Raw genomic sequence first — 24,158 nt, 5'->3', positions numbered from 1 at the left:
GCCGTTATAAGGCCTCCCATTCTATCGTCAGCAATTCTTTTGTCTGATCGGTGATCTTAAACCTATCGTCTATCCGCAATCCTACTATCCATACTACCCGCTTTGCCGACTCCAAAACCCAGGTATGCTCTTTCTGGGGGAGTGATAATTTCTGGTCGATAAAAAAACGGCTCAGCTTCTTCTTCTTCCGCATACCTAAAGGATAGAAGTAATCACCCTGTTTCCATTTTCTGAGTATTAAAGGGTACTGCAGCGAATGCCTGTCCAGGCAGGCGATATTGGAAGCTGTGGGGATGCCCGCAGTCTCTTTTCTTTCGCCCGTCTTCAGCCTGAGTAAACCGTTTGCTGTAGCTACGGCAGTACGGTCTTTTTCGATCACAATGACCGACGCTTCTTCTTCTTCTGCCAACCGTGTAACGAGCAGCCATTGCCTGTCGCGTATAATACGGTGTGAACCTGTCTCCACCAGTTTTCCTGAGCTGCTTTGCAGCAGTTCCAGTACCTGTGGCAGTTGTGCGGGTGTGCAGCCATATTGCCTGAATATTTCCCAGGCAACGGTTTCCATAGGGATTGTTTTCTGTAGTTTCAGCACGGGTATCATGTACATGTTACCTTTTTGCTCTACCAGTCTTTTGATATGTTTTTCGACCGCCTGTGCATATAGTATCTCTGCTTCGCGAAAACGAATGATGCTGCCTGCGATGTTAGCTACCACACCAGGATAAGCTTCCTGTATGACGGGAATCACCTTATGCCTGAAAAAATTGCGTGTATATTTGACGGTAATATTCGAACTGTCTTCAACGAAGCTGATATCATGTTCGTCGGCATAGGCCTGCAGATCTGCTTTCTGGGCAAACAACAGGGGGCGCACCAGGTATGCCTGTTTAGGCAAAATACCGTGCAGGCCAGCGATACCGGTGCCTTTACTGAGGTTCATCAGTACCGTCTCTGCGCTGTCCTGCATATGGTGGGCTGTTACGATAAAGTCGCAGCCAGTCTTCACCATGGTCTGTTCCAGCCATTCATAACGCAGCTGACGGGCGGCTACCTGGATGGATACACGATGCGTCGTAGTGTGGGCCAGGGTATCAAAGCGTACTTTATAGAAGGGCACCTGCAGACGTGCTGCCAGGTCTTCTACAAAGGCTTCGTCCCGGAGGGACTCTTCTCCCCTCAGCTGAAAGTTACAATGAGCGATGGAGAAGGTAAAGCCCGCGGCCCTGAAAAGGTGGGCCATCACCACGGAGTCCACTCCCCCGCTGACGGCCAGCAGCATGGAATGATCGCGCGTAAACAGCTCTTCCTTTTCTATATATGCAGTAAAACCTGTGAGTAAATCCATGTACGGGTGGTTAAATGAGATCATCCAATGCAGCTTGTAATTCGTTATAGGCATGCCTGTCATTGGCTTCTTTCGCCATCTGCATGCCTTTCTCAAATACGGCAATGGCCTCCTGTGGAAGGCCCGCCCGTTCCAGCAGGCGGCCCAGGTGATAATAGGAGCCTACGTAGCCTGGTTCATATGCCAGCAGCTCTTCAAACAGCGACCTGGCGGCGCTGTCATCGCCGATCTTGATGTATTCAAGGGCCAGCGCATGCTTAAGAAAGCTGTCATTCGGGCTGTCTTTAAGAAATTCCTTTATCCTGGCTATTCTATCCATTATTTAAATATATTTGCTCATACCGCTTTTAAAAACCAAACAGTTTAGGCCATGAAGATTTTAGTTTGTATCAGTAAAACTCCGGACACGACTGCAAAAATAGCTTTCACAGACAACAACACGAAATTCAATGAAGCGGGTGTACAATTCATCATTAACCCCTACGATGAATGGTATGCCCTGGTCCGTGCTTTGGAATTGAAAGAAACCCTGGGAGCTACCGTACACCTGGTAACCGCCGGCGGAGCCGATACGGAGCCAATCATCCGCAAGGCACTGGCATTGGGCGGAGACGAAGCATTCCGTATCAATACAGATAGCCAGGATAGTTTCTATATCGCCACACAGATCGCGGAACATGCCCGCAAACAGGCCTATGACCTGATCTTTACAGGAAAGGAAACCATCGATTATAACGGCGCAGCCATCGGAGGTATGGTAGCTGAACTGCTGGATCTTCCCTATGTATCTATCGCAGCAAAATTCGAGCTGAATGGTACTGAAGCAACGATCAACCGTGAAATAGAAGGCGGAGAAGAGGTCGTAAAAGTAACACTGCCCGTTGTTGTATCCTGTCAGAAAGGAATGGCTGAGCAGCGCATTCCCGGTATGCGTGGTATCATGGCGGCCCGCACTAAACCGCTGGCAGTAGTAGAACCTGTTGCAGCTGATACACTGACTACCGTCAGCAGTTTTGAACTGCCACCGGCAAAAGCAGGCGTAAAGCTCATCAGCCCCGATAATGTGGATGAACTGGTAAAATTACTGCATGACGAAGCAAAAGTGATCTGATCGCTGAACCGCATGCAACAACCTTTCTTTTAAGCTCTATTTTTAAGTATTTAAATTCTACGTCAACACATGTCAGTTTTAATATTCGCAGATCAGGCTCACGGTAAGATAAAAAAAGTAGCATTCGAAGCAGTACAATATGGCGCGAAAGTAGCACAGCAACTGGGCACTACAGCTACTGCGCTGGTGCTGGGTACAGCAGCTAACGAAGAGTTGGAGGCATTGGGTAATTATGGCGCAGCCAAAGTATTACATGTTGCAGATGCCCGGCTGAATGAAGTGGAAGGAACCGTATTTACTAAGATCATCGCCGATGCAGTAGCACAGGAAGCTGCGCAGGTAGTGATATTCGGACATAATTTTGATGGCAAAGCGGTAGCACCTCGTGTGGCTGCACGCCTGAAGGCCGGCTTTGTATCCGGAGCAGTTTCACTGCCCGATACCAGCAACGGTTTTGTGGTAAAGAAAAGCGTATTTTCCGGCAAGGCATTTGCCAACGTCAGTATCAATACCGCAGTGAAGGTGATCGCTGTTATGCCCAACACCTTTGCACTGGAACCAACAGCTGCAAAAGCGGCAGTAGCAACCTTCTCCCCTGCTATCAGCGATGCTGATTTCAAGGTGAAAGTAAGCAGTGTGGAAACAGTAAGCGGCGAGGTGCCACTCACAGAAGCCGACATTGTAGTAAGCGGCGGCCGGGGCCTTAAAGGACCGGAAAACTGGGGACTGGTAGAAGACCTGGCAAAATCACTGGGTGCAGCTACCGCATGTTCCAGACCCGTTGCAGATACCGGCTGGCGCCCGCATCATGAACACGTAGGACAAACAGGGTTAACCGTACGCCCCAATCTATATATTGCGATCGGTATCTCCGGCGCTATCCAACACCTGGCTGGCGTAAACGGTAGTAAAGTGATCGTGGTCATCAATAAAGACCCCGAAGCGCCTTTCTTTAAAGCAGCTGATTATGGTATTGTAGGGGATGCCTTCGAGGTAGTTCCGAAATTAACTGCGGCCATAAAGCAAATGAAGTAAGTAAGGTGCTAACTAGCGCTTACTTATTATCTGTTTTTTAGATAAGGAATATTTTTTCTAACTTCACGTTCTTATAAAATATTCAGCGACAACGCAGGACAGATATGAGAAAAATAGAACTGGAAATAGTTGCTTTATCGCACAGCATTACGCAAACACATTCTTACGCCGTAGTATTAGGAGAGGTGAACGGTTTGCGCCGCCTCCCTATTGTAATTGGCGGGTTTGAAGCACAAGCCATCGCTGTGGCGTTAGAAAAAATGCAACCCAGCCGCCCACTTACACATGATCTGATGAAAAACTTTATGAATGCTTTTAATATAGAGCTGCATGAAGTGGTGATCAGTAACCTGCAGGAAGGAATTTTTTATTCTAAGTTGATCTGTTATAGTAATGAAGAAACCATAGAGATAGACTCCCGTACCTCCGATGCCCTCGCACTGGCTGTACGTTTTGGCTGTCCGATCTTTACTTACGAAAATATCCTTAACAGCGCAGGTATCCTGCTCGATGATCCTGCCGGTAAGAAGAGCGGTGTAAAGCCCGTTACTCCCACCATCTCAGAACATGAAAAAGGAGCGGAAGACGACCTCAAAGTTCTGAACCTGGACGAGCTTACACAGCTGTTGCAGGAAGTGCTGGAACAGGAAGATTACATCCGCGCCATCGCTATCCGCGACGAGATCAACAGCCGTAAGAGCCGCTGATAAATATTCTTGCATTTACTATTACAAAATAAACGATCCATAAACCATAGTGCTCCTATGGTTTATGGTTTTTTATACCATGATCGTCTTCCCGAACTGTAAGATCAACCTGGGCCTGCATGTAGTCAGCAAACGGCCTGACGGCTTCCATGAGCTGGAAACAGTGTTTTATCCGCTACCGCTGACAGATGCCCTGGAGGTGATCAGTCCCGGTAACCTGCAGTTTGCCACCAGCGGTATTGCAGTTCCCGGCAACAGTGCAGATAATCTCTGCCTGAAGGCCTGGCACCTGCTAAAACAGGACTTCCCTGCCCTTCCGGAGGTTGACATTCATCTGCATAAAGATATCCCTATCGGGGCTGGATTAGGCGGAGGATCTGCAGATGCTGCGTTTATGCTGCAATTGCTGAACAGCCGCTTTCAGCTGGGTATTACGGAGGAGCAGTTACTACGTTATGCCGCGCAGCTAGGAAGCGATTGTCCTTTCTTTATTCAGAACAAACCTTGTTACGCGACTGGCAGAGGTGAGATCATGACACCGATCGACCTGGATCTGTCCGGCTGGTCTTTTGTATTGGTATATCCGGGCGTCCACATCAATACGGGCTGGGCGTTTAGCCGTATTACACCGATGGTGCCGGCGTTATCTTTACGGGAAAACATACTACAACCGGTGGAAACATGGCGGCATACGATCACAAACGATTTTGAAGCGCCTGTGCTGGAGGCTCATCCTGAGCTGGCAGCCATTAAAGATAAATTATATGCAGAAGGTGCGGTATATGCGACCATGAGTGGAAGCGGGTCGGCATTTGTAGGGATCTTTCCTAAAAATAAAATTGCCGGCATTATATTCAACACCGGCTACAAAGTATTTATCTTATAATCGTTATGCCCCCATCTCACGGAAGCCCCTGACATTTGAATATTCATCTTCCAGTCGCGATAGAATTATTTTACGAAAGCTATAAGCGCTTCAATACGTACTATAGGACTAGAATATCATGCAATCATCATGACTAAATCACTCGCGTCAATAGGACTCCGTAGGAGTCCATTTGTTTGTAGCCTGGGGTGATAACCCCGGGATCATTTGTTTGTAGCCTGGGGTGATTCCTAAAAACAAGATAGCCGGCATTGCACTCAACACCGGCTACAAAGTATTTATCTTACAATCTTGATCGCTTATTTAACGGAAGCGATCAGGCTCTTGAAAGTTGCTGGTTCATTCATTGCCAGATCAGCCAATACCTTCCTGTTCAGGTCGATATTCTTCTCAGACAATTTATGGATAAACTCAGAGTAAGTCATACCTTCTGCTCTTGCAGCAGCGTTGATACGAGCGATCCACAGCTGACGGTAGTTTCTTTTCTTGAGTTTACGGCCTACATAGCTATATGTAAGACCTTTCTCCAATACGTTCTTGGCTACGGTATATACATTTTTCCTTTTACCGTAGAAGCCTTTGGCCTGCTTTAATATTTTCTTCCTGCGGGCCCGGGAAGCAACTGCATTTACTGAACGAGGCATTATAGTGCTTTTTGATCAGGTTAATAATTAATTACAACACCACATCTCATTATCTGAGAGCAAGCATTCTTTTTACCAGGTCCAGGTTAGCTGAACTAACAAGGCTGCTACCTCTCAGGTGGCGTTTTCTTTTGGTAGACTTCTTGGTCAACAGGTGACTTTTGAAGGCATTATACCGCTTAATCTGTCCGCTCCCGGTCACCTTAAAGGTTTTTTTCGCCCGGGAATGAGTCTTTACTTTGGGCATCTTACATCAAATTTGGTCTGCAAAGGTAGGTAATTATTTTAAACAACAAACGGCCGATATAAAATAATTATTAACGTCCTAAGGGTGTGGATAACTTTTATACGATTGATTAAACTTTTTTTTCACCCTGTTAAGATACTGAATATCAAATTCCCCCCACCCTCTTATTTCCAATTATTCTTCCAATTATCGCTTTAGAATATATACACATTTTTTATATTTCCTATATTAGTTCTAATTTTAATTTTAAAATAGTCTCATTTCTTAGCCATATCAAGTAAAAAAAATGATCAAGCCTATGGAAACACTTTACACTTCTCAAAAAGCCATTCCGGTGCAGGATTGGAAATCCTATCGATCGGTAAGACATTGTAAATCTGTCAGTTGGCGTGACGTCTGATCACCTCATTTCTGATACTCTTTTCACAAAACACCTACTGATGAAAAAGATTCTAATCCTATTATATATGATGATGTGCTGCGCTATCGGAATAGTGCAGGCGCAGACCATATATGTTAACACACCGGATACGGTCTGTATCTCAACCGCCAGTAGTACGGCGGGGCAGACCAAGTATCTCAGCGTCAACGCAATGGTCGTTACCTCTAATAGATATAAGGTAACGCAGCAAGCCTCGTGGGCCATAGCCGGCCCGACAGGTAGTGCAGCTGACTATGAAGTTCTTTATACAGGGAATTCGTCTGCAGTCTTGAAGTCGGATAAACTGACAAAGACCAAGTCGCTGACCTTGCAGTTTCTCGTACCGGGTACCTATACCCTTACGATCACCCTTCCTTACACGGATAACGGGGTCGCCAAAACCTCCACTCAGGTCAAGAAGATCGTTGCAATGGATTGTACTATTAGTACATGCGGTTCCAACGAAGCGAATGACAAACCGGGCTTTTTCGAGAACTTCGGAACAATGCCCGGCTCTGGTATTGTTCGTCAACCCTACCCAGTTAATGGCGTGGTGACCTACGCCTATCAGGGTACCGGAGACCTGGCGGATAACTATTATTCAATATCCAATAACACACAGCTCAAAGGCGACTGGGTCAACAACACGGACCACACCGGTAATACCCGGGGCGGTATGTTGGTGGCCAACTCCGCTTACCAGCCAAGCAAATTTTATCAAAAAACCGTTACCGGCCTTTGTAAAGGTTCGGTTTATAATTTTAGTGCGTGGTTGATAAATATCAACCCCATCGGCGTTTTTGAAAGTGGTTGCGTATCCGGTTATCAATATGCCGGGGTAACCTTCCAGGTGGTGAATGCCGCCAACCCAAGCCAGATTCTGGCCAACTTTCCTACTTATAACGTGTCAATGGACCTGAGTGTTCCTCAGTCGTCCTGGCAGAAATACGGAGGATCATTTACCGTTCCTCCCAGCATCGACTCAGTTAAAGTACTTATCATTAATAACAAGCCTGGTGGTTGTGGTAACGATATCGCGATTGACGATATCGAATTTGCATATTGTAGCCCGACTATCACAGCTTCCATTAAAGGTAAAACTGATAACCTGGCGGAGGTTGTCTGCGAAGGCGCTCCGATCACACTTACTTCCAATTATACTCCCGCCAACTACTTCGTAAATCCGAACTACCAGTGGGAGATGAGTGATGACGAAGGTCTCACATGGGTCAACGTACCTTTTGGTACTAATACTGCCAAAGATCTCGTAATCGGTCCGGGTCAGCTGAAAGGTACCAGGACCGTTCCTACGTCTTACCGTTTCCGTGTCCGAATTTACGAAGCGGGAAGTGACGCCGTCACGTGTGCCTCGCCCTCGGAATACGTCCGGTTGACGATACTACCGATGCCGACGCTGTACCTCACGAAGAGCCAGGTCTGCGCGGGAGCATTTGTTGAATTACAGGCATCCGGAGGTTTCGACAGGTTCACCTGGAGAGACTTGCCAGGATATGTAGGCGCTACCCGTACCATCCAGGTAACCGGTGACACCACTATTATGGTGTATGGTTATGTGGATTATGCGGACGGACATACGTGTGTGGACTCAAACAAAGCGTTTATCAGTTCTATTGATAAACCTGTTGTAGACGTAATTTCCACTTCACAGAATATCTGTGCCGGTTCTTCTGTTGATATCCGTATCAATGACGCACTGGCCGGACAGGTAATTAACTGGTACCAGGGTCCTGATGCGGGAGGTGTACTTACACCGCTGCCTCAGTACGATGGTATGACCGAGCTGACACAGGTACAGATCAACACACCTGCACAAGGCGTCTTTACTGTAATTGTAAAAGACCCAGGTAATGTCTGCCAGGTACAATCTGCTCCATTCATTGTTAATGTAACACCTGTGCCGGTTGCTAATGCCGGACCAGATCAACTGGCCTGCGCCAGCACGAACCCTTCCGGTCTCTTTACCATGGCTGCAACGCTGAATGCCGGCGAAAGCGGTGTATGGACGATAGATACCCTGTGGGGACCTGGTGCTGATCCGGCGCTTACTGCTGCTAACTTCAAAGATTATGCGACCATTCAGTTCCCGAACCTTGCGAAAACAAGGGTGACACTGAAAAAAGGTGGTATCACAGTAAGGTTCAAGTGGACTGTGAAGGCTACAGCCAACACTTCCTGCTCAAGCAGCGATTTTGTTGAAGTAACACTGCTGTATGATCCAACCTTCAGTGATGCAGGTCGCGATACTACAATGTGTGCCAGCAACGTCTTTACGATGAATGCCAGCAAACCGGATGGAACATTGACCGGCCCGTATGCGGAAACCGGTACATGGAAACTCATCTCCGGTAGTGCCACCATCGCAAACATTCATGCATATAATACAACTGTAACCTCTCTGGCAAATCCCCAGGATATCGTGCTGACATGGTCTATCACGAATGCTGCGAATTGTACGCCAAGTATAGATACTGTTGTACTGCATAAAACGGCTCGTCCGTCAGTCGTACTTAAGCCTGCCGTAGTTACCTGTAACTCATCCGGTACTTTCTCAATTGATACCGTGTCTACAACAGGTAACCCCGACACTTACAGTATTGCTGCCGGTACTCCTGCCCTTCCAGGATTTACTGCTGTTACCAACCAGCCAATCACTATATGGCCAATAGTAGTGAACTATCCTGTGGGTACTGCCGCTGGCGTATATAACTTCAACCTGAGCTACAAAAATAGCCTGAATGCAGGTTGTGATTCTACCGTTCCATTCTCTGTGAGCGTAGAAACGCCTCCTGTAGCTCCTACGGGAATAACAGTAGGTTCACCTAATATCTGTACTTCCGGTACAAGCACGCTGACTGTTGTGGGTGGAAGCCTGGGACAGAAAGCTGACGGTACACCAAACGGAACATGGGTATGGTATGCCGGAGGTTGTGGTGTAGGTGCCCCAATCGGTACCGGTACAACCATTACTGTAGCGGTGAGTGCTACCACTACTTATTATGTACGCGCGGAAACTACGGGATCATGTTCTAACACAACCTGTGCGAGCGCTACTGTAACCGTATACCAGGCACCTAATGCTGCCAATGCAGGTCCTGACCAGACCAAGTGTAACACCACGGCCTTCACCATGGCAGCTAATGCTGCTTCGGTAGGTACTGGTACCTGGACACTGCCTGGTGGTACTACTGCCACTATCACTGCAGGTCAGGCGAATAGCCCAACCGCAGTAATCAATGTGCCTGCCGGTGTAACGGTAACTGCTACATGGACCATCACCAATGGTGCTTGTACAACTTCCGATCAGGTAATACTGAAAAACGACGCACTGCCAACAGCTGCTGCTGGTCCTGACCAGACTAAGTGTAACACTACTGCCTTCACCATGGCAGCCAATACGCCGGCTGTAGGTACCGGTACATGGACACTGCCTGGTGGGTCAACAGCTACTATCACTGCTGGTCAGGCGAATAACCCAGCCGCAGTAATTAATGTACCTGCCGGTGTAACCGTAACAGCTACATGGACTGTGGTAAATGGTTCCTGCTCCGTTTCAGATGCCGTAGTGCTGAAAAACGATGCACTGCCAACGGCGAACGCTGGTCCTAACCAGACTAAGTGTAACACGACTACCTTCACCATGGCGGCTAACACGCCTGCTGCCGGTCAGACCGGTACATGGACACTGCCTGGTGGTACTACTGCCACCATCACTGCTGGTCAGGCGAACAGCCCGACCGCAGTAATTAATGTACCTGCCGGTATTTCCGTAGTAGCTACATGGACAGTGGTAAATGGTACTTGTAGCGTTTCTTCTACCGTAACTCTGAAGAACGATGCACCGCCAACTACGCCGAACGCTGGTGCAGACCAGACTAAATGTAATACATCTGCCTTCACACTGGCTGCTAACGCACCAACTGTAGGAACAGGTGCATGGAGCGTGGTGTCTTCTACTCCTGCAGGATTCACTTTCCCTGCGGCGAGCGTGAACAACCCGACTGCTGCCATCACTGTACCAGCTGGTACAACAGTAACACTGCGTTGGACCATCACTAACGGTACCTGTGTTTTAACAGACGATGTGGTACTGACAAATGATGCGCCGCCAACAACTGCTGCTGCTGGTGCTGATCAGGCTAAATGTAATACACCTTCCTTCACACTGGCTGCTAACGCGCCAACTGTTGGAACAGGTGCATGGAGCGTTGTTTCTTCTGCTCCTGCAGGATTTACTTTCCCTGCTGCGAGCGTAAGCAACCCAACCGCTACCATCACTGTGCCTGCCGGTACTACGGTAACACTCCGTTGGACTACCACAAACGGCACTTGTACTTCTACTGATGATGTTATTCTGACTAACAGCGCGCTGCCAACAACGCCGAACGCTGGTGCAGATCAGACTAAATGTAATACACCTTCCTTCACGCTGGCTGCTAACGCGCCGACTGTGGGAACTGGTGCATGGAGCGTTGTTTCTTCTGCTCCTGCAGGATTTACTTTCCCTGCGGCGAGCGTAAGCAACCCTACTGCTACCATCACCGTACCTGCCGGTACTACTGTGACGCTCCGCTGGACCATCACTAACGGTACCTGCGTATTAACTGACGATGTTGTATTAAAGAATGATGCTGCGCCAACTACAGCTGCTGCTGGTCCTGACCAGTCTCAGTGTAACACACCTGCCTTCACGCTGGCTGCTAACGCGCCAACTGTTGGAACCGGTGCATGGAGCGTAGTTTCTTCTACTCCTGCTGGCTTCACTTTCCCTGCGGCCAGTGTAAACAACCCAACCGCTGCTATCACTGTACCTGCCGGTACAACCGTAACACTGCGTTGGACCATCACTAACGGTACTTGTACTTCTACTGATGATGTTATTCTGACCAACTATGTAGCGCCAACTGCTGCCAATGCAGGTCCTAACCAGACCAAGTGTAATACTACCGCCTTCACAATGGCGGCTAATGCTGCTTCTGTAGGTACCGGTACATGGACGCTGCCTGGTGGTACTACCGCTACTATCACTGCCGGTCAGGCGAACAACCCTGCCGCAGTAATTAATGTGCCTGCCGGTGTAACTGTGGTAGCTACCTGGACCATCACCAATGGTGTTTGTACTACCTCATCTCAGGTAACGTTAACTAATAATGCACTGCCAATAGCTGCTGCTGGTCCTGACCAGACTAAGTGTAACACTACTGCCTTCACCATGGCAGCCAATACGCCGGCTGTAGGTACCGGTACCTGGACACTGCCTGGTGGGTCAACAGCTACTATTACTGCTGGTCAGGCGAACAACCCAGCCGCAGTAATTAATGTACCTGCCGGTGTAACCGTAACAGCTACATGGACTGTCGTAAATGGTACCTGCTCCGTTTCTGATGCTGTAGTGCTGAAGAACGATGCACTGCCAACTGCTACTGCTGGTCCTGACCAGACTAAGTGTAACACGACTACCTTCACCATGGCGGCTAACACGCCTGCTGCCGGTCAGACCGGTACATGGACACTGCCTGGTGGTTCTACTGCTACTATCACTGCCGGTCAGGCGAACAGCCCAACCGCAGTAATCAATGTACCAGTTGGTACTTCTGTAGTAGCTACATGGACAGTGGTTAATGGTACTTGTAGCGTTTCTGACGTCGTGACACTGAAGAACGATGCTCCGCCAACCACGCCAAACGCTGGTGCAGACCAGACGAAATGTAACACATCTGCCTTCACACTGGCTGCTAACGCACCAACTGTAGGAACAGGTGCATGGAGCGTGGTGTCTTCTACTCCTGCAGGATTCACTTTCCCTGCGGCGAGCGTGAACAACCCAACTGCTGCCATCACTGTACCTGCTGGTACAACAGTAACATTGCGTTGGACCATCACTAACGGTACCTGCTCTCTCACAGACGATGTGGTACTGACAAATGATGCGCCACCAACAACTGCTGCTGCTGGTGCTGATCAGACTAAATGTAATACACCTTCCTTCACACTGGCTGCTAACGCGCCAACTGTAGGCACAGGTGCATGGAGCGTAGTTTCTTCTGCTCCTGCCGGATTTACATTCCCTGCTGCTAGTGTAAACAACCCAACTGCTACCATCACTGTACCTGCCGGTACTACGGTAACACTGCGTTGGACTACTACTAACGGTACATGTACTTCTACTGACGATGTGGTACTGACAAACAATGCACTGCCAACGACGCCGAACGCTGGTGCTGATCAGACCAAGTGTAATACTCCATCCTTCACACTGGCTGCTAACGCGCCAACTGTGGGAACTGGTGCATGGAGCGTTGTTTCTTCTTCTCCTGCAGGATTTACTTTCCCTGCGGCGAGCGTAAGCAACCCAACTGCTACCATCACCGTACCTGCCGGTACTACTGTGACACTCCGCTGGACGATCACTAACGGTACCTGCGTATTGACTGACGATGTTGTATTAACAAATGATGCTCCTCCTACTACAGCTGCTGCTGGTCCTGACCAGTCTCAGTGTAACACACCTGCCTTCACACTGGCCGCTAATGCGCCAACAGTAGGAACAGGTGCATGGAGCGTAGTTTCTTCTTCTCCTGCTGGATTCACTTTCCCAGCTGCTAGTGTAAACAACCCAACAGCGGCTATCACCGTACCTGCTGGTACTACGGTAACATTGCGTTGGACCATCACTAACGGTAGCTGTACATCTACTGATGATGTAATACTCACCAACTATGTAGCGCCAACTGCAGCCAATGCAGGCCCTAACCAGACCAAGTGTAACACCACAGCCTTCACGATGGCGGCTAATGCTGCTTCCGTAGGTACCGGTACCTGGACACTGCCTGCTGGTTCTACCGCTACTATCACTGCCGGTCAGGCTAACAGCCCTACCGCAGTAATCAATGTTCCTGCCGGTACTTCCGTCGTGGCTACCTGGACCATCACCAATGGTGTTTGTACCACTTCATCTCAGGTAACATTAACTAATAATGCACTACCAACAGCTACAGCTGGTCCTAACCAGACCAAGTGTAATACCACTGCCTTCACAATGGCAGCTAATACACCTGCTGCTGGCCAGACTGGTACCTGGACATTACCTGGTGGTTCCACTGCTACAATCACTGCTGGTCAGCAGAACAGCCCAACCGCAGTAATTAACGTTCCTGCTGGTGTAACTGTAACTGCTACATGGACTGTCGTAAATGGTACCTGCTCCGTTTCTTCTGCTGTAGTGCTGAAGAACGACGCACTGCCAACCGCTACTGCTGGTCCTGACCAGGCTAAGTGTAACACGACTACCTTCACCATGGCGGCTAACACGCCTGCTGCCGGTCAGACCGGTACATGGACACTGCCTGCCGGTTCTACTGCTACCATCACCGCTGGTCAGGCTAACAGCCCAGCTGCTGTGATCAATGTACCTGTTGGTACTTCTGTAGTAGCTACATGGACGGTGGTAAATGGTACTTGTAGCGTTTCTTCTACTGTAACACTGACAAACGATGCGCCGCCAACAACTCCGAATGCTGGCGCTGATCAGACAAAATGTAACAACACTTCCTTCACACTGGCTGCTAATGCACCAACTGTAGGAACGGGCGCATGGAGCGTAGTATCTTCTACTCCTGCAGGATTTACTTTCCCTGCGGCGAGCGTGAACAACCCTACTGCTGCTATCACTGTTCCTGTTGGTTCAACAGTAACGCTGCGTTGGACTATCACTAATGGTACCTGCTCTCTCACAGACGATGTGGTACTGACAAATGATGCTCCGCCAACAACGGCTGCTGCTGGTGTTGACCAGGAAAACTGTAATAATCCTTCCTTCACGCTGGCTGCTAACGCACCAACTGTTGGAACCGGTGCATGGAGCGTGGTATCTTCTACTCCTGCAGGATTTACTTTCCCTGCTGCGAGCGTAAGCAACCCAACTGCTACCATCACCGTACCTGCCGGTACTACTGTGACCCTGCGCTGGACGATCACCAACGGAAGCTGTACTTCTACAGATGATGTTATCCTGATCAACAACGCGCAGCCAACTACTCCGGCTGCTGGTCCTGACCAGGAAAAATGTAATACACCTTCCTTCACACTGGCTGCTAACGCGCCAACTGTTGGAACAGGTGCATGGAGCGTTGTTTCTTCTTCTCCTGCAGGATTTACTTTCCCTGCGGCGAGCGTAAGCAACCCAACTGCTACCATCACCGTACCTGCCGGTACTACTGTGACACTCCGCTGGACGATCACTAACGGTACCTGCGTATTGACTGACGATGTTGTATTAACAAATGATGCTCCTCCTACTACAGCTGCTGCTGGTCCTGACCAGTCTCAGTGTAACACACCTGCCTTCACGCTGGCCGCTAATGCGCCAACAGTAGGAACAGGTGCATGGAGCGTAGTTTCTTCTTCTCCTGCTGGTTTCACTTTCCCTGCTGCTAGTGTAAACAACCCAACAGCGGCTATCACCGTACCTGCTGGTACTACGGTAACATTGCGTTGGACCATCACTAACGGTAGCTGTACATCTACTGATGATGTAATACTCACCAACTATGTAGCGCCAACTGCAGCCAATGCAGGCCCTAACCAGACCAAGTGTAACACCACAGCCTTCACGATGGCGGCTAATGCTGCTTCCGTAGGTACCGGTACCTGGACACTGCCTGCTGGTTCTACCGCTACTATCACTGCCGGTCAGGCTAACAGCCCTACCGCAGTAATCAATGTTCCTGCCGGTACTTCCGTCGTGGCTACCTGGACCATCACCAATGGTGTTTGTACCACTTCATCTCAGGTAACATTAACTAATAATGCACTACCAACAGCTACAGCTGGTCCTAACCAGACCAAGTGTAATACCACTGCCTTCACAATGGCAGCTAATACACCTGCTGCTGGCCAGACTGGTACCTGGACATTACCTGGTGGTTCCACTGCTACAATCACTGCTGGTCAGCAGAACAGCCCAACCGCAGTAATTAACGTTCCTGCTGGTGTAACTGTAACTGCTACATGGACTGTCGTAAATGGTACCTGCTCCGTTTCTTCTGCTGTAGTGCTGAAGAACGACGCACTGCCAACCGCTACTGCTGGTCCTGACCAGGCTAAGTGTAACACGACTACCTTCACCATGGCGGCTAACACGCCTGCTGCCGGTCAGACCGGTACATGGACACTGCCTGCCGGTTCTACTGCTACCATCACCGCTGGTCAGGCTAACAGCCCAGCTGCTGTGATCAATGTACCTGTTGGTACTTCTGTAGTAGCTACATGGACGGTGGTAAATGGTACTTGTAGCGTTTCTTCTACTGTAACACTGACAAACGATGCGCCGCCAACAACTCCGAATGCTGGCGCTGATCAGACAAAATGTAACAACACTTCCTTCACACTGGCTGCTAATGCACCAACTGTAGGAACGGGCGCATGGAGCGTAGTATCTTCTACTCCTGCAGGATTTACTTTCCCTGCGGCGAGCGTGAACAACCCTACTGCTGCTATCACTGTTCCTGTTGGTTCAACAGTAACGCTGCGTTGGACTATCACTAACGGTACCTGCTCTCTCACAGACGATGTGGTACTGACAAATGATGCTCCGCCAACAACGGCTGCTGCTGGTGTTGACCAGGAAAACTGTAATAATCCTTCCTTCACGCTGGCTGCTAACGCACCAACTGTTGGAACAGGTGCATGGAGCGTGGTATCTTCTACTCCTGCAGGATTTACTTTCCCTGCTGCGAGCGTAAGCAACCCTACTGCTACCATCACCGTACCTGCCGGTACTACTGTGACCCTGCGCTGGACGATCACCAACGGAAGCTGTACTTCTACAGATGATGTTATCCTGATCAACAACGCGCAGCCAACTACTCCGGCTGCTGGTCCTGACCAGGAAAAATGTAATACACCTTCCTTCACACTGGCTGCTAACGCGCCAACTGTTGGAACAGGTGCATGGAGCGTGGTATCTTCCACTCCTGCCGGATTTACTTTCCCTGCTGCCAGTGTGAGCAACCCAACCGCAACTATCAATGTACCTGCCGGTACAACGGTAACATTGCGCTGGACGATCACCAACGGTACCTGTACGTTAAGCGACGATGTGATATTGACTAACGATGCTGCTCCGGCTGCCGCTAATGCAGGTCCTGACCAACAGGAATGTAACAATACATCGACCTTTACCCTGGCGGCCAATGCTCCGTCTGTAGCTGGTGCAACCGGCACATGGACTGTAGTATCCCCTGCCAGCTTTACTTTCCCTGCAGCTCAGGTGAATAACCCTGCTGCAAGTCTCAGCATCCCTGCGGGTACTGTCCTGACACTGAGATGGACTATCACCAATGGGGTATGTACTACTAGCGATGATGTGGTGCTGACCAACTTCGCAGAACCTGATGTAGCTGATGCAGGTCCTGACCAGTCTAAATGTGCTGGTAGTGACTTCGTAACGGCTGCAAATACACCAACTGTGCCTGGAGCTGTAGGTACCTGGACCGTAATCAGCGGTGCAGCTACAATCAAGGCCGGTGAAGAGAACCTGGCTGCGGCGCATATCACTGTTGCAAACGGTGCTACTGCTGTCCTCCGCTGGACTATGAAAAACGGTCTGTGTGAGAACTTCGATGAAGTTACACTGACCAACTTCCTGACACCATCTCCTGCTAATGCAGGCCCTGATCAGCGTGATTGTAACATTCCTACATTCATTATGACAGCAAACGCTCCTGATGTTCCTGGTGCTACCGGTACCTGGACACTGGCTGCAGGATCTCCTGGTACTATCACTCCGGGTGATGAAAACAAACCAAATGCTGTGATCAATGTACCAACAGGTGCTACTGTAACAGCTATCTGGACCATCACCAATGGTACCTGTCCTTCTGTTGACACCGTGCTGCTGACAAATGATGAAATGCCATCACCTGCTGTTGCGGGTCCTGACCAGGAAAAATGTAATACGCCAGCCTTCACTATGGCGGCCAACGTACCATCTGTAGGCGTAGGTAAATGGAGCCTGACTGCAGGCACCACTGCTTCCTTCGCTGTGGCTGACAGTACTAATCCGAATGCAGTGATCAACGTACCTGCGGGTGTGACTGTAACTGCTACATGGACTATCACAAATGGTTCATGCGTAACTTCTGATGATGTAATACTGACTAACTACGTGGCGCCAGCTCCTGCTGCTGCTGGTCCTGACCAGGAAAACTGTAACACACCTGCCTTCACCATGGCTGCTGCTGCACCATCTGTAGGCGTGGGTAAATGGAGCCTGGTACCTGGATCTACAGCTTCCTTCGCTGTGGCTGACAGTACTAACAGAAATGCAGTGATCAACGTACCTGCGGGTCAATCAGCTCAGGCTATCTGGACGATTACCAACGGCGTATGTAGCACTGCCGACACTGTAAAACTGACCAACTATGTTGCGCCAGCTCCTGCTGCTGCCGGTCCTGACCAGGCACAGTGTAACACTACCACCTTCACTATGGCTGCCAACACGCCATCTGTAGGTGTAGGTAAATGGAGCCTGCCTGCTGGTTCTACTGCTTCTTTCGCGGTTGCAGACAGTACTAACCCGAATGCGGTAATAAATGTACCTGCCGGTGTAACCGTAACAGCTACATGGACGATCACAAACGGTGTTTGTACCACTTCTGATGCAGTGATATTAACTAACGATGCACTTCCAACTGCTAACGCAGGTGCAGACCAGACTAAGTGTAACACTACTGCCTTTACCATGTCGGCTAATACACCTGCCGTAGGTACTGGTACATGGACACTCCCTGCTGGTACTACTGCTACTATCACCGCTGGTCAGCAGAACAGCCCAACCGCTGTAATCAATGTTCCTGCCGGTGTAAACGTAACAGCTACATGGACAGTAGTAAATGGTACTTGTAGCGTTTCTGACCAGGTGATCCTGCAGAACGACGCACTGCCAACTGCTAATGCTGGTGCAGACCAGACCAAGTGTAACACACCTGCCTTCACCATGGCGGCCAATGTGCCTGCTGCTGGTCAGACAGGTACCTGGACACTGCCTGCTGGTTCTACTGCTACCATCACTGCTGGTCAGCAGAACAGCCCAACCGCAGTAATTAATGTTCCTGCCGGTGTAACTGTAACTGCTACATGGACAGTGGTAAATGGTACTTGTAGCGTTTCCGATGCGGTAATACTGAAGAATGATGCGACGCCAACCACTCCGAACGCTGGTGTTGATCAGACAAAATGTAACACTCCTGTCTTCACACTGGCTGCTAATGTGCCAACTGTAGGAACAGGTGCATGGAGCGTGGTGTCTTCTACTCCTGCCGGATTTACTTTCCCTGCGGCGAGCGTGAATAACCCAACTGCTGCCATCACTGTACCTGTTGGTGCAACAGTAACATTGCGCTGGACTATCACTAACGGTACCTGCTCTCTCTCTGACGATGTAGTACTGAAAAATGATGCGCCGCCAACAACTGCTGCTGCTGGTGCTGATCAGATAAAATGTAATACGCCTTCCTTCACACTGGCTGCTAACGCACCAACTGTTGGAACAGGTGCATGGAGCGTAGTTTCTTCTTCTCCTGCCGGATTTACATTCCCTGCTGCTAGTGTAAACAACCCGACTGCGACCATCACAGTACCTGCCGGTACTACGGTAACACTGCGTTGGACTACCACTAACGGTATATGTACTTCTACCGATGATGTTGTGCTGACTAACAATGCGCTGCCAACAACGCCGGCTGCCGGCCCGGATCAGGCAAAATGTAATACTCCTTCCTTCACGCTGGCTGCTAACGCGCCAACTGTAGGAACAGGTGCATGGAGCGTTGTTTCTTCTACTCCTGCAGGATTCACTTTCCCTGCGGCTGGTATAAACAACCCAAGCGCTACCATCACCATAAATGGCGGTACTACGGTAACACTCCGCTGGACTATCACAAATGGTACATGTGTGGCTACTGACGATGTAGTACTGACCAACTATGTAGCACCAGCTCCTGCTGCTGCTGGTCCTGACCAGGAAAAATGTGCCACACCAACCTTCACGATGGCTGCTGCTGCACCATCTGCAGGCGTGGGTAAATGGAGCCTGGTACCTGGATCTACAGCTTCCTTCGCTGTGGCTGACAGCACTAACAGAAATGCGGTGATCAACGTACCTGCGGGTCAATCAGCTCAGGCTATCTGGACGATTACCAACGGCGTATGTAGCACTGCTGATACTGTAAAACTGACCAACTACGTTGCACCAGCTCCTGCTGCTGCCGGTCCTGACCAGGCACAGTGTAACACTCCTACTTTCACCATGGCTGCCAACACGCCATCTGTAGGTGTAGGTAAATGGAGCCTGCCTGCTGGTTCTACTGCTTCCTTCGCGGTTGCAGACAGTACTAACCCGAATGCTGTAATAAATGTACCTGCCGGTGTAACCGTAGTAGCTACATGGACTATCCGCAACGGAGTATGTACAACCACCGATAACGTAACACTGACCAACTATCAGCAACCAACGGCTGCTGCTGCTGGTCCTGACCAGGAACAATGTAACACGCCAGCCTTCAGAATGGCTGCTAACGCACCATCTGTAGGTGTGGGTAAATGGAGCCTGTCTGCCGGAACTACTGCTTCATTCGCTGTATCCGACAGTACTAATCCAAATGCTGCGATCAATGTACCTGCCGGTGTAACGGTAATAGCTACCTGGACTATCAGAAATGGTACCTGTGTAACTTCCGATGATGTTGTGCTGACCAACTACGCACAGCCAACTGCTGCTAACGCTGGTGGTGACATGACACATTGTGATAACGACCGTTTCGTAATGGCTGCCAACACTCCTTCTGTTGGTACCGGTACATGGAGCCTGCCTGCAGGTACAACTGCAAGCATCGCTGCTACCGACTGGAACAATCCGAATGCTGTCATTACAGTACCTGCGGGTGTAACTGTAACAGCTACCTGGACTATCAAAAACGGTACTTGTACCACAACGGACAATGTGATACTGACCAACCACCAGATGCCGTCTAACGCGGCTGCAGGTGCAGATCAGACTCATTGTGACGATCCAAACTTTACAATGTCGGCTAATATGCCTTCTCCTGCTACCGCTACCGGTACATGGACCATTGTAAGTGGTACGGCTACTATCGCTGATATACACAGCGCATCTACGAAAGTGACAGTACCTGCCGGTGGTACAGTAACCCTCCGCTGGACGATCACTAACGGAACATGTACTTCAGTTCCTGATGATGTGGTGCTGACTAACCAGGGTGCAATCCTGGGTAACACCATCACCGCAGATCAGCTGCTTTGTGCTAACCAGACTCCTGCTACCCTGCAGGGCGCTACCCTGAGTGGTGGTAACGGTACCTTCACTTACCAATGGCAGGTAAGCACCACAAATGCTACTACCGGCTTCGTAAATGTGGCTACCAACGGCACAAATGCAACCTTTACTCCTCCAATGATCACACAGAATACCTGGTACAGACGTGTGGTAATGTCAGGTGCATGTACAGGCAACATCAGCAACGCAGTCATGCTGACCCTGATGAACGTTCCGCCTGTTGTGATATCCGTACCTGGTCCGCTGACAGTGGATTGCGTACAGGGTACTGACTACACTACCAAATTCGGTACGCCGGTATTCAGTCACGCTCCTTATAACAACGAGCCACTGAGCGTAACGCATAACGATGTAACTGTAACTGTTGACGCTTGTACGTTCACGATCATGCGTACATGGACAGCAACTGACCGTTGCGGTCTGACCACTCAGGCACAGCAGACCATCACAGTGGTAGACAGAACTGCACCTGTATTCACAAGTACAGCTCCTGCCAACGTCACTGTAGAATGTGATAAAGTACCTGTGGCAGTAAACCTGACAGCAAACGATGCTTGTACCGGTATACTGAATATCGTTCCGATCGAAGTAAGAGTTGATCAGCCAGGTGCATGTGCAAGCAATTATCAGCTGATCCGTAAATGGGTTGCTGTGGATGCATGCGGTAATGCCAGCGATACACTCAGACAGGTGATCACCGTAAGGGATATGACACCTCCTGTGTTCACCAACCCTGCTCCTGCCAATATCACGGTTGATTGTGATAAGGTACCTGCAGGCCAACCGCTGACCGCTACAGACAACTGTACGCCTGGTACTATCACTGTAACACCGGTTGATGTACGTAAGAATATCTCCGGTAGCAGATGTACTGACAACTACCAGATCATCCGTACCTGGACAGCAACTGACCTTTGCGGTAACAAAGCCGTACTGACGCAGACCATCACTGTACAGGATACGATCAAGCCTAGATTCTCTATGTCACTGCCTCCGGCTATCACTGTTGATTGCGATAAAGTACCAGCAGTAGCCGCTATAACAGCCACAGACAACTGTACTGTTTCCGTAGCAGTGAAGGTATCTGAGAAGAAAGAGTTCCTCTCTTCTGTATGTACCAGCAACTATAGATTAACACGTACCTGGACAGCCATCGACAATTGTGGTAACACTGCCACTATGCAACAGGTGATCACTGTACAGGATACAACAAGGCCGGTATTCACCGTAATACCTCCTGCCGATACCACAGTAAGCTGTGATGCAGTTCCTGCTCCGCCAACAAACCTGAAGGCTACAGACAATTGCAGCGCTGTGAAGATCTCTTACACCCAGACACGCGAAACCATCGCTGGTGCATGCGCAAGCAACTACCGCCTGATCCGCATCTGGACTGCTAAGGACCAATGTAACAATACCGCTACCATCCAGCAGGTAATAACAGTAACGGATACTACCAAACCAGTGATCGATCCTGCTCCGGCAAACGTAACACTGAATTGTGGTGATGCTGTCCCTGCTGCTGCTACCCTGTATGCACGTGACAACTGTGATGCTACCTTCCCTAAGAAGGCAACTATGACACAGGATCCGTTTACAGTTGACCTGTGTGCCGGTTATACCATCACAAGAAGATGGACCATCTCCGATGCATGTGGCAATGCGGCGATCGAGCGTGTGCAGACAATCACTGTGAATCCTTGTCCTAAACCGGCACTGGATCCTCAACTGCCTGCTAACTGTTCTAACAACACCAAGTTTGCCATCATGCTGCAGAACAAGGTGAGCAAGCCTAAATTCACCCTGGTGAGCGTAGTTCCTGCTACCGCAGTAAGCACACCGCTGACTCAAACCAGCAACGTGTTCGACCTGAACGGTGCTACACAGGCTACCTTCATCGTAACCGACGGTGTAACAGGTTGTGTTTCTGATCCGATCACTTACGACCTGCAGTATGTAACCAAACCAGTGGTTGATCTGGGTGCTGATGTCGCTATCTGTCAAGGAAGCAGCATTACCCTGGATGCTGGTATCGCCAACGCCGCTTACGGTATCCGCTGGTCAACAGGTGCAACTACCCAGACCATCGACGTAACAACGGCCGGCACTTATACCGTAACTGTTTCAAATGGTATCTGTACTACTTCAGATGCGATCAATGTAACAGTGAATATACCTCCTGTCGTGAACATCCCGGATACTGCGATCTGTGAAGGCCAGTCCGTGAAACTCAACGCTTACGTACAGGGTGCTACCTATGTATGGAGCACTGGTGAAACCACCGCTTCCATTGTGGTGAACATGTCGGGCACTTACAGTGTAGACGTTACACTGAAAGGCTGTACTACTCATGAAGAAGCAACTGTAACAGTAGGTACGCCTCCTGTGATCACGCTGACTGATGATACAGAGATTTGTCCGAATGAAACCCTGCTGCTGACCGTTGAACCAGACGGTGGTAGCGTACGCTGGAGCACTGGTGAAACCACTACTTCAATTGTTGTAACGAAAGCAGGCACCTATGACGTCACCGTAACACGCGATGGTTGTGTGGTGAACGATAAGGTGACTGTAACTGAAAGACCTGATCTGAATATTGATCTCGGACCAGACAGAGAGTTCTGTACCGGTGGACGCGTGGTAGTAGATGCCAGCAACCCTGATGCGATCTCTTACCTCTGGAATGATGGTGAAACCACTCCGATCAGAGAAATAGTAATGCCTGGTAAATATGTAGTGTCTGTTATGGACAGGTTCTGTTCAAGAATAACCATGGATAGTGTGAATGTAACTGTGGCTGGTATTCCTGACATACTCCTGGGTCGTGACACCACACTGTGTATCGGTGAAGACCTGACACTGAAAGTAAATGGCGGCGCTGGTAACACAATCCGCTGGCAGGATGGTTCTACTGGATCTACCTTCAAGGTAACCGGTCCCGGAACCTACACTGTAACAGTGTCTAACGAATGCGGATCCGTATCTGACCAGATTGTAGTAAGCTACAAACCATGTGAGGCTGAGCCACACTTCCCAACCGGCTTCACGCCGAATGGTGACGGACATAACGATGTCTTCAAACCAGTCGTGAGAGGTCCGATGTATGATTACGACTTACGTATCTTCAACCGTTGGGGTGAACTGATCTTCCTCAGTAAAGACCAGAAGAACGGATGGGATGGCCGATACAAAGGCGCCCTGGTTGAAAATGGTACTTACGTTTGGTTGCTGAGCTACAAGAAGGTACTCGGTGGTGCAGTGAATATCGTGAAAGGTGAAGTAACCGCTATCAGATAGTAGAAGTGTAAAGTACAATAGGCAAAGGCGTCCCGGTTATTCCGGGGCGCCTTTCTTTTTGTCTGATATGTTAATTTTAGTTAATTTGGAC

Annotated in this window: 9 protein-coding genes; 5 read left to right on the top strand and 4 right to left on the bottom strand. The window is 49.5% G+C overall.

Annotated features, from left to right (window positions below):
- Window positions 1-4 precede the first annotated feature (4 nt).
- Both tilS and CLV42_RS20810 read right to left on the bottom strand, forming a co-directional pair.
- Window positions 5-1,345, bottom strand: coding sequence for a tRNA lysidine(34) synthetase TilS (gene tilS / locus CLV42_RS20815; protein WP_106603873.1), 1,341 nt, complete (start codon window positions 1,343-1,345; stop codon window positions 5-7).
- Window positions 1,346-1,355: 10 nt separating this feature from the next.
- Window positions 1,356-1,664, bottom strand: coding sequence for a tetratricopeptide repeat protein (locus CLV42_RS20810; RefSeq protein ID WP_089836394.1), 309 nt, complete (start codon window positions 1,662-1,664; stop codon window positions 1,356-1,358).
- Window positions 1,665-1,715: 51 nt separating this feature from the next.
- Between CLV42_RS20810 and CLV42_RS20805 the strand changes: the two genes are divergently transcribed.
- From CLV42_RS20805 to ispE, 4 genes are all read left to right on the top strand, one after another.
- Window positions 1,716-2,456, top strand: coding sequence for an electron transfer flavoprotein subunit beta/FixA family protein (locus CLV42_RS20805; protein WP_106603872.1), 741 nt, complete (start codon window positions 1,716-1,718; stop codon window positions 2,454-2,456).
- Window positions 2,457-2,525: 69 nt separating this feature from the next.
- Window positions 2,526-3,491: an electron transfer flavoprotein subunit alpha/FixB family protein gene (locus CLV42_RS20800; RefSeq protein WP_106603871.1), complete on the top strand. Its 966-nt coding sequence runs from the start codon at window positions 2,526-2,528 to the stop codon at window positions 3,489-3,491.
- Between the two features lie 104 nt (window positions 3,492-3,595).
- Window positions 3,596-4,198, top strand: coding sequence for a bifunctional nuclease family protein (locus CLV42_RS20795; RefSeq protein ID WP_106603870.1), 603 nt, complete (start codon window positions 3,596-3,598; stop codon window positions 4,196-4,198).
- A gap of 64 nt (window positions 4,199-4,262) precedes the next feature.
- Entirely contained in the window at window positions 4,263-5,084 is an 822-nt protein-coding gene (gene ispE / locus CLV42_RS20790; RefSeq protein ID WP_106603869.1) for a 4-(cytidine 5'-diphospho)-2-C-methyl-D-erythritol kinase, read from the top strand.
- Between the two features lie 299 nt (window positions 5,085-5,383).
- Here ispE and rplT read toward each other — a convergent pair whose 3' ends face one another.
- The gene (gene rplT, locus CLV42_RS20785; protein WP_089836384.1) at window positions 5,384-5,728 is read right to left on the bottom strand and encodes a 50S ribosomal protein L20; all 345 of its coding nucleotides are present in this window, start codon (window positions 5,726-5,728) and stop codon (window positions 5,384-5,386) included.
- A gap of 49 nt (window positions 5,729-5,777) precedes the next feature.
- Window positions 5,778-5,975: a 50S ribosomal protein L35 gene (rpmI, locus tag CLV42_RS20780; protein WP_089788140.1), complete on the bottom strand. Its 198-nt coding sequence runs from the start codon at window positions 5,973-5,975 to the stop codon at window positions 5,778-5,780.
- Window positions 5,976-6,415: 440 nt separating this feature from the next.
- Between rpmI and CLV42_RS20775 the strand changes: the two genes are divergently transcribed.
- Entirely contained in the window at window positions 6,416-24,067 is a 17,652-nt protein-coding gene (locus CLV42_RS20775) for an HYR-like domain-containing protein (RefSeq protein ID WP_146154445.1), read from the top strand.
- The last annotated feature ends 91 nt before the right edge of the window (window positions 24,068-24,158 follow it).

This window comes from Chitinophaga ginsengisoli, from assembly GCF_003014595.1.
Taxonomy (GTDB): Bacteria; Bacteroidota; Bacteroidia; order Chitinophagales; family Chitinophagaceae; genus Chitinophaga; species Chitinophaga ginsengisoli.
This window is presented reverse-complemented; position numbering and strand designations above follow the sequence as displayed.

Bases quoted from the DNA above. Each gene is read 5' to 3' on its own strand.
- ispE (WP_106603869.1), top strand. From the start codon at position 4,263: ATGGTTTTTTATACCATGATCGTCTTCCCGAACTGTAAGATCAACCTG.
- rplT (WP_089836384.1), bottom strand. From the start codon at position 5,728: ATGCCTCGTTCAGTAAATGCAGTTGCTTCCCGGGCCCGCAGGAAGAAA.
- tilS (WP_106603873.1), bottom strand. From the start codon at position 1,345: ATGGATTTACTCACAGGTTTTACTGCATATATAGAAAAGGAAGAGCTG.
- CLV42_RS20810 (WP_089836394.1), bottom strand. From the start codon at position 1,664: ATGGATAGAATAGCCAGGATAAAGGAATTTCTTAAAGACAGCCCGAAT.
- CLV42_RS20775 (WP_146154445.1), top strand. From the start codon at position 6,416: ATGAAAAAGATTCTAATCCTATTATATATGATGATGTGCTGCGCTATC.
- CLV42_RS20800 (WP_106603871.1), top strand. From the start codon at position 2,526: ATGTCAGTTTTAATATTCGCAGATCAGGCTCACGGTAAGATAAAAAAA.
- rpmI (WP_089788140.1), bottom strand. From the start codon at position 5,975: ATGCCCAAAGTAAAGACTCATTCCCGGGCGAAAAAAACCTTTAAGGTG.
- CLV42_RS20805 (WP_106603872.1), top strand. From the start codon at position 1,716: ATGAAGATTTTAGTTTGTATCAGTAAAACTCCGGACACGACTGCAAAA.
- CLV42_RS20795 (WP_106603870.1), top strand. From the start codon at position 3,596: ATGAGAAAAATAGAACTGGAAATAGTTGCTTTATCGCACAGCATTACG.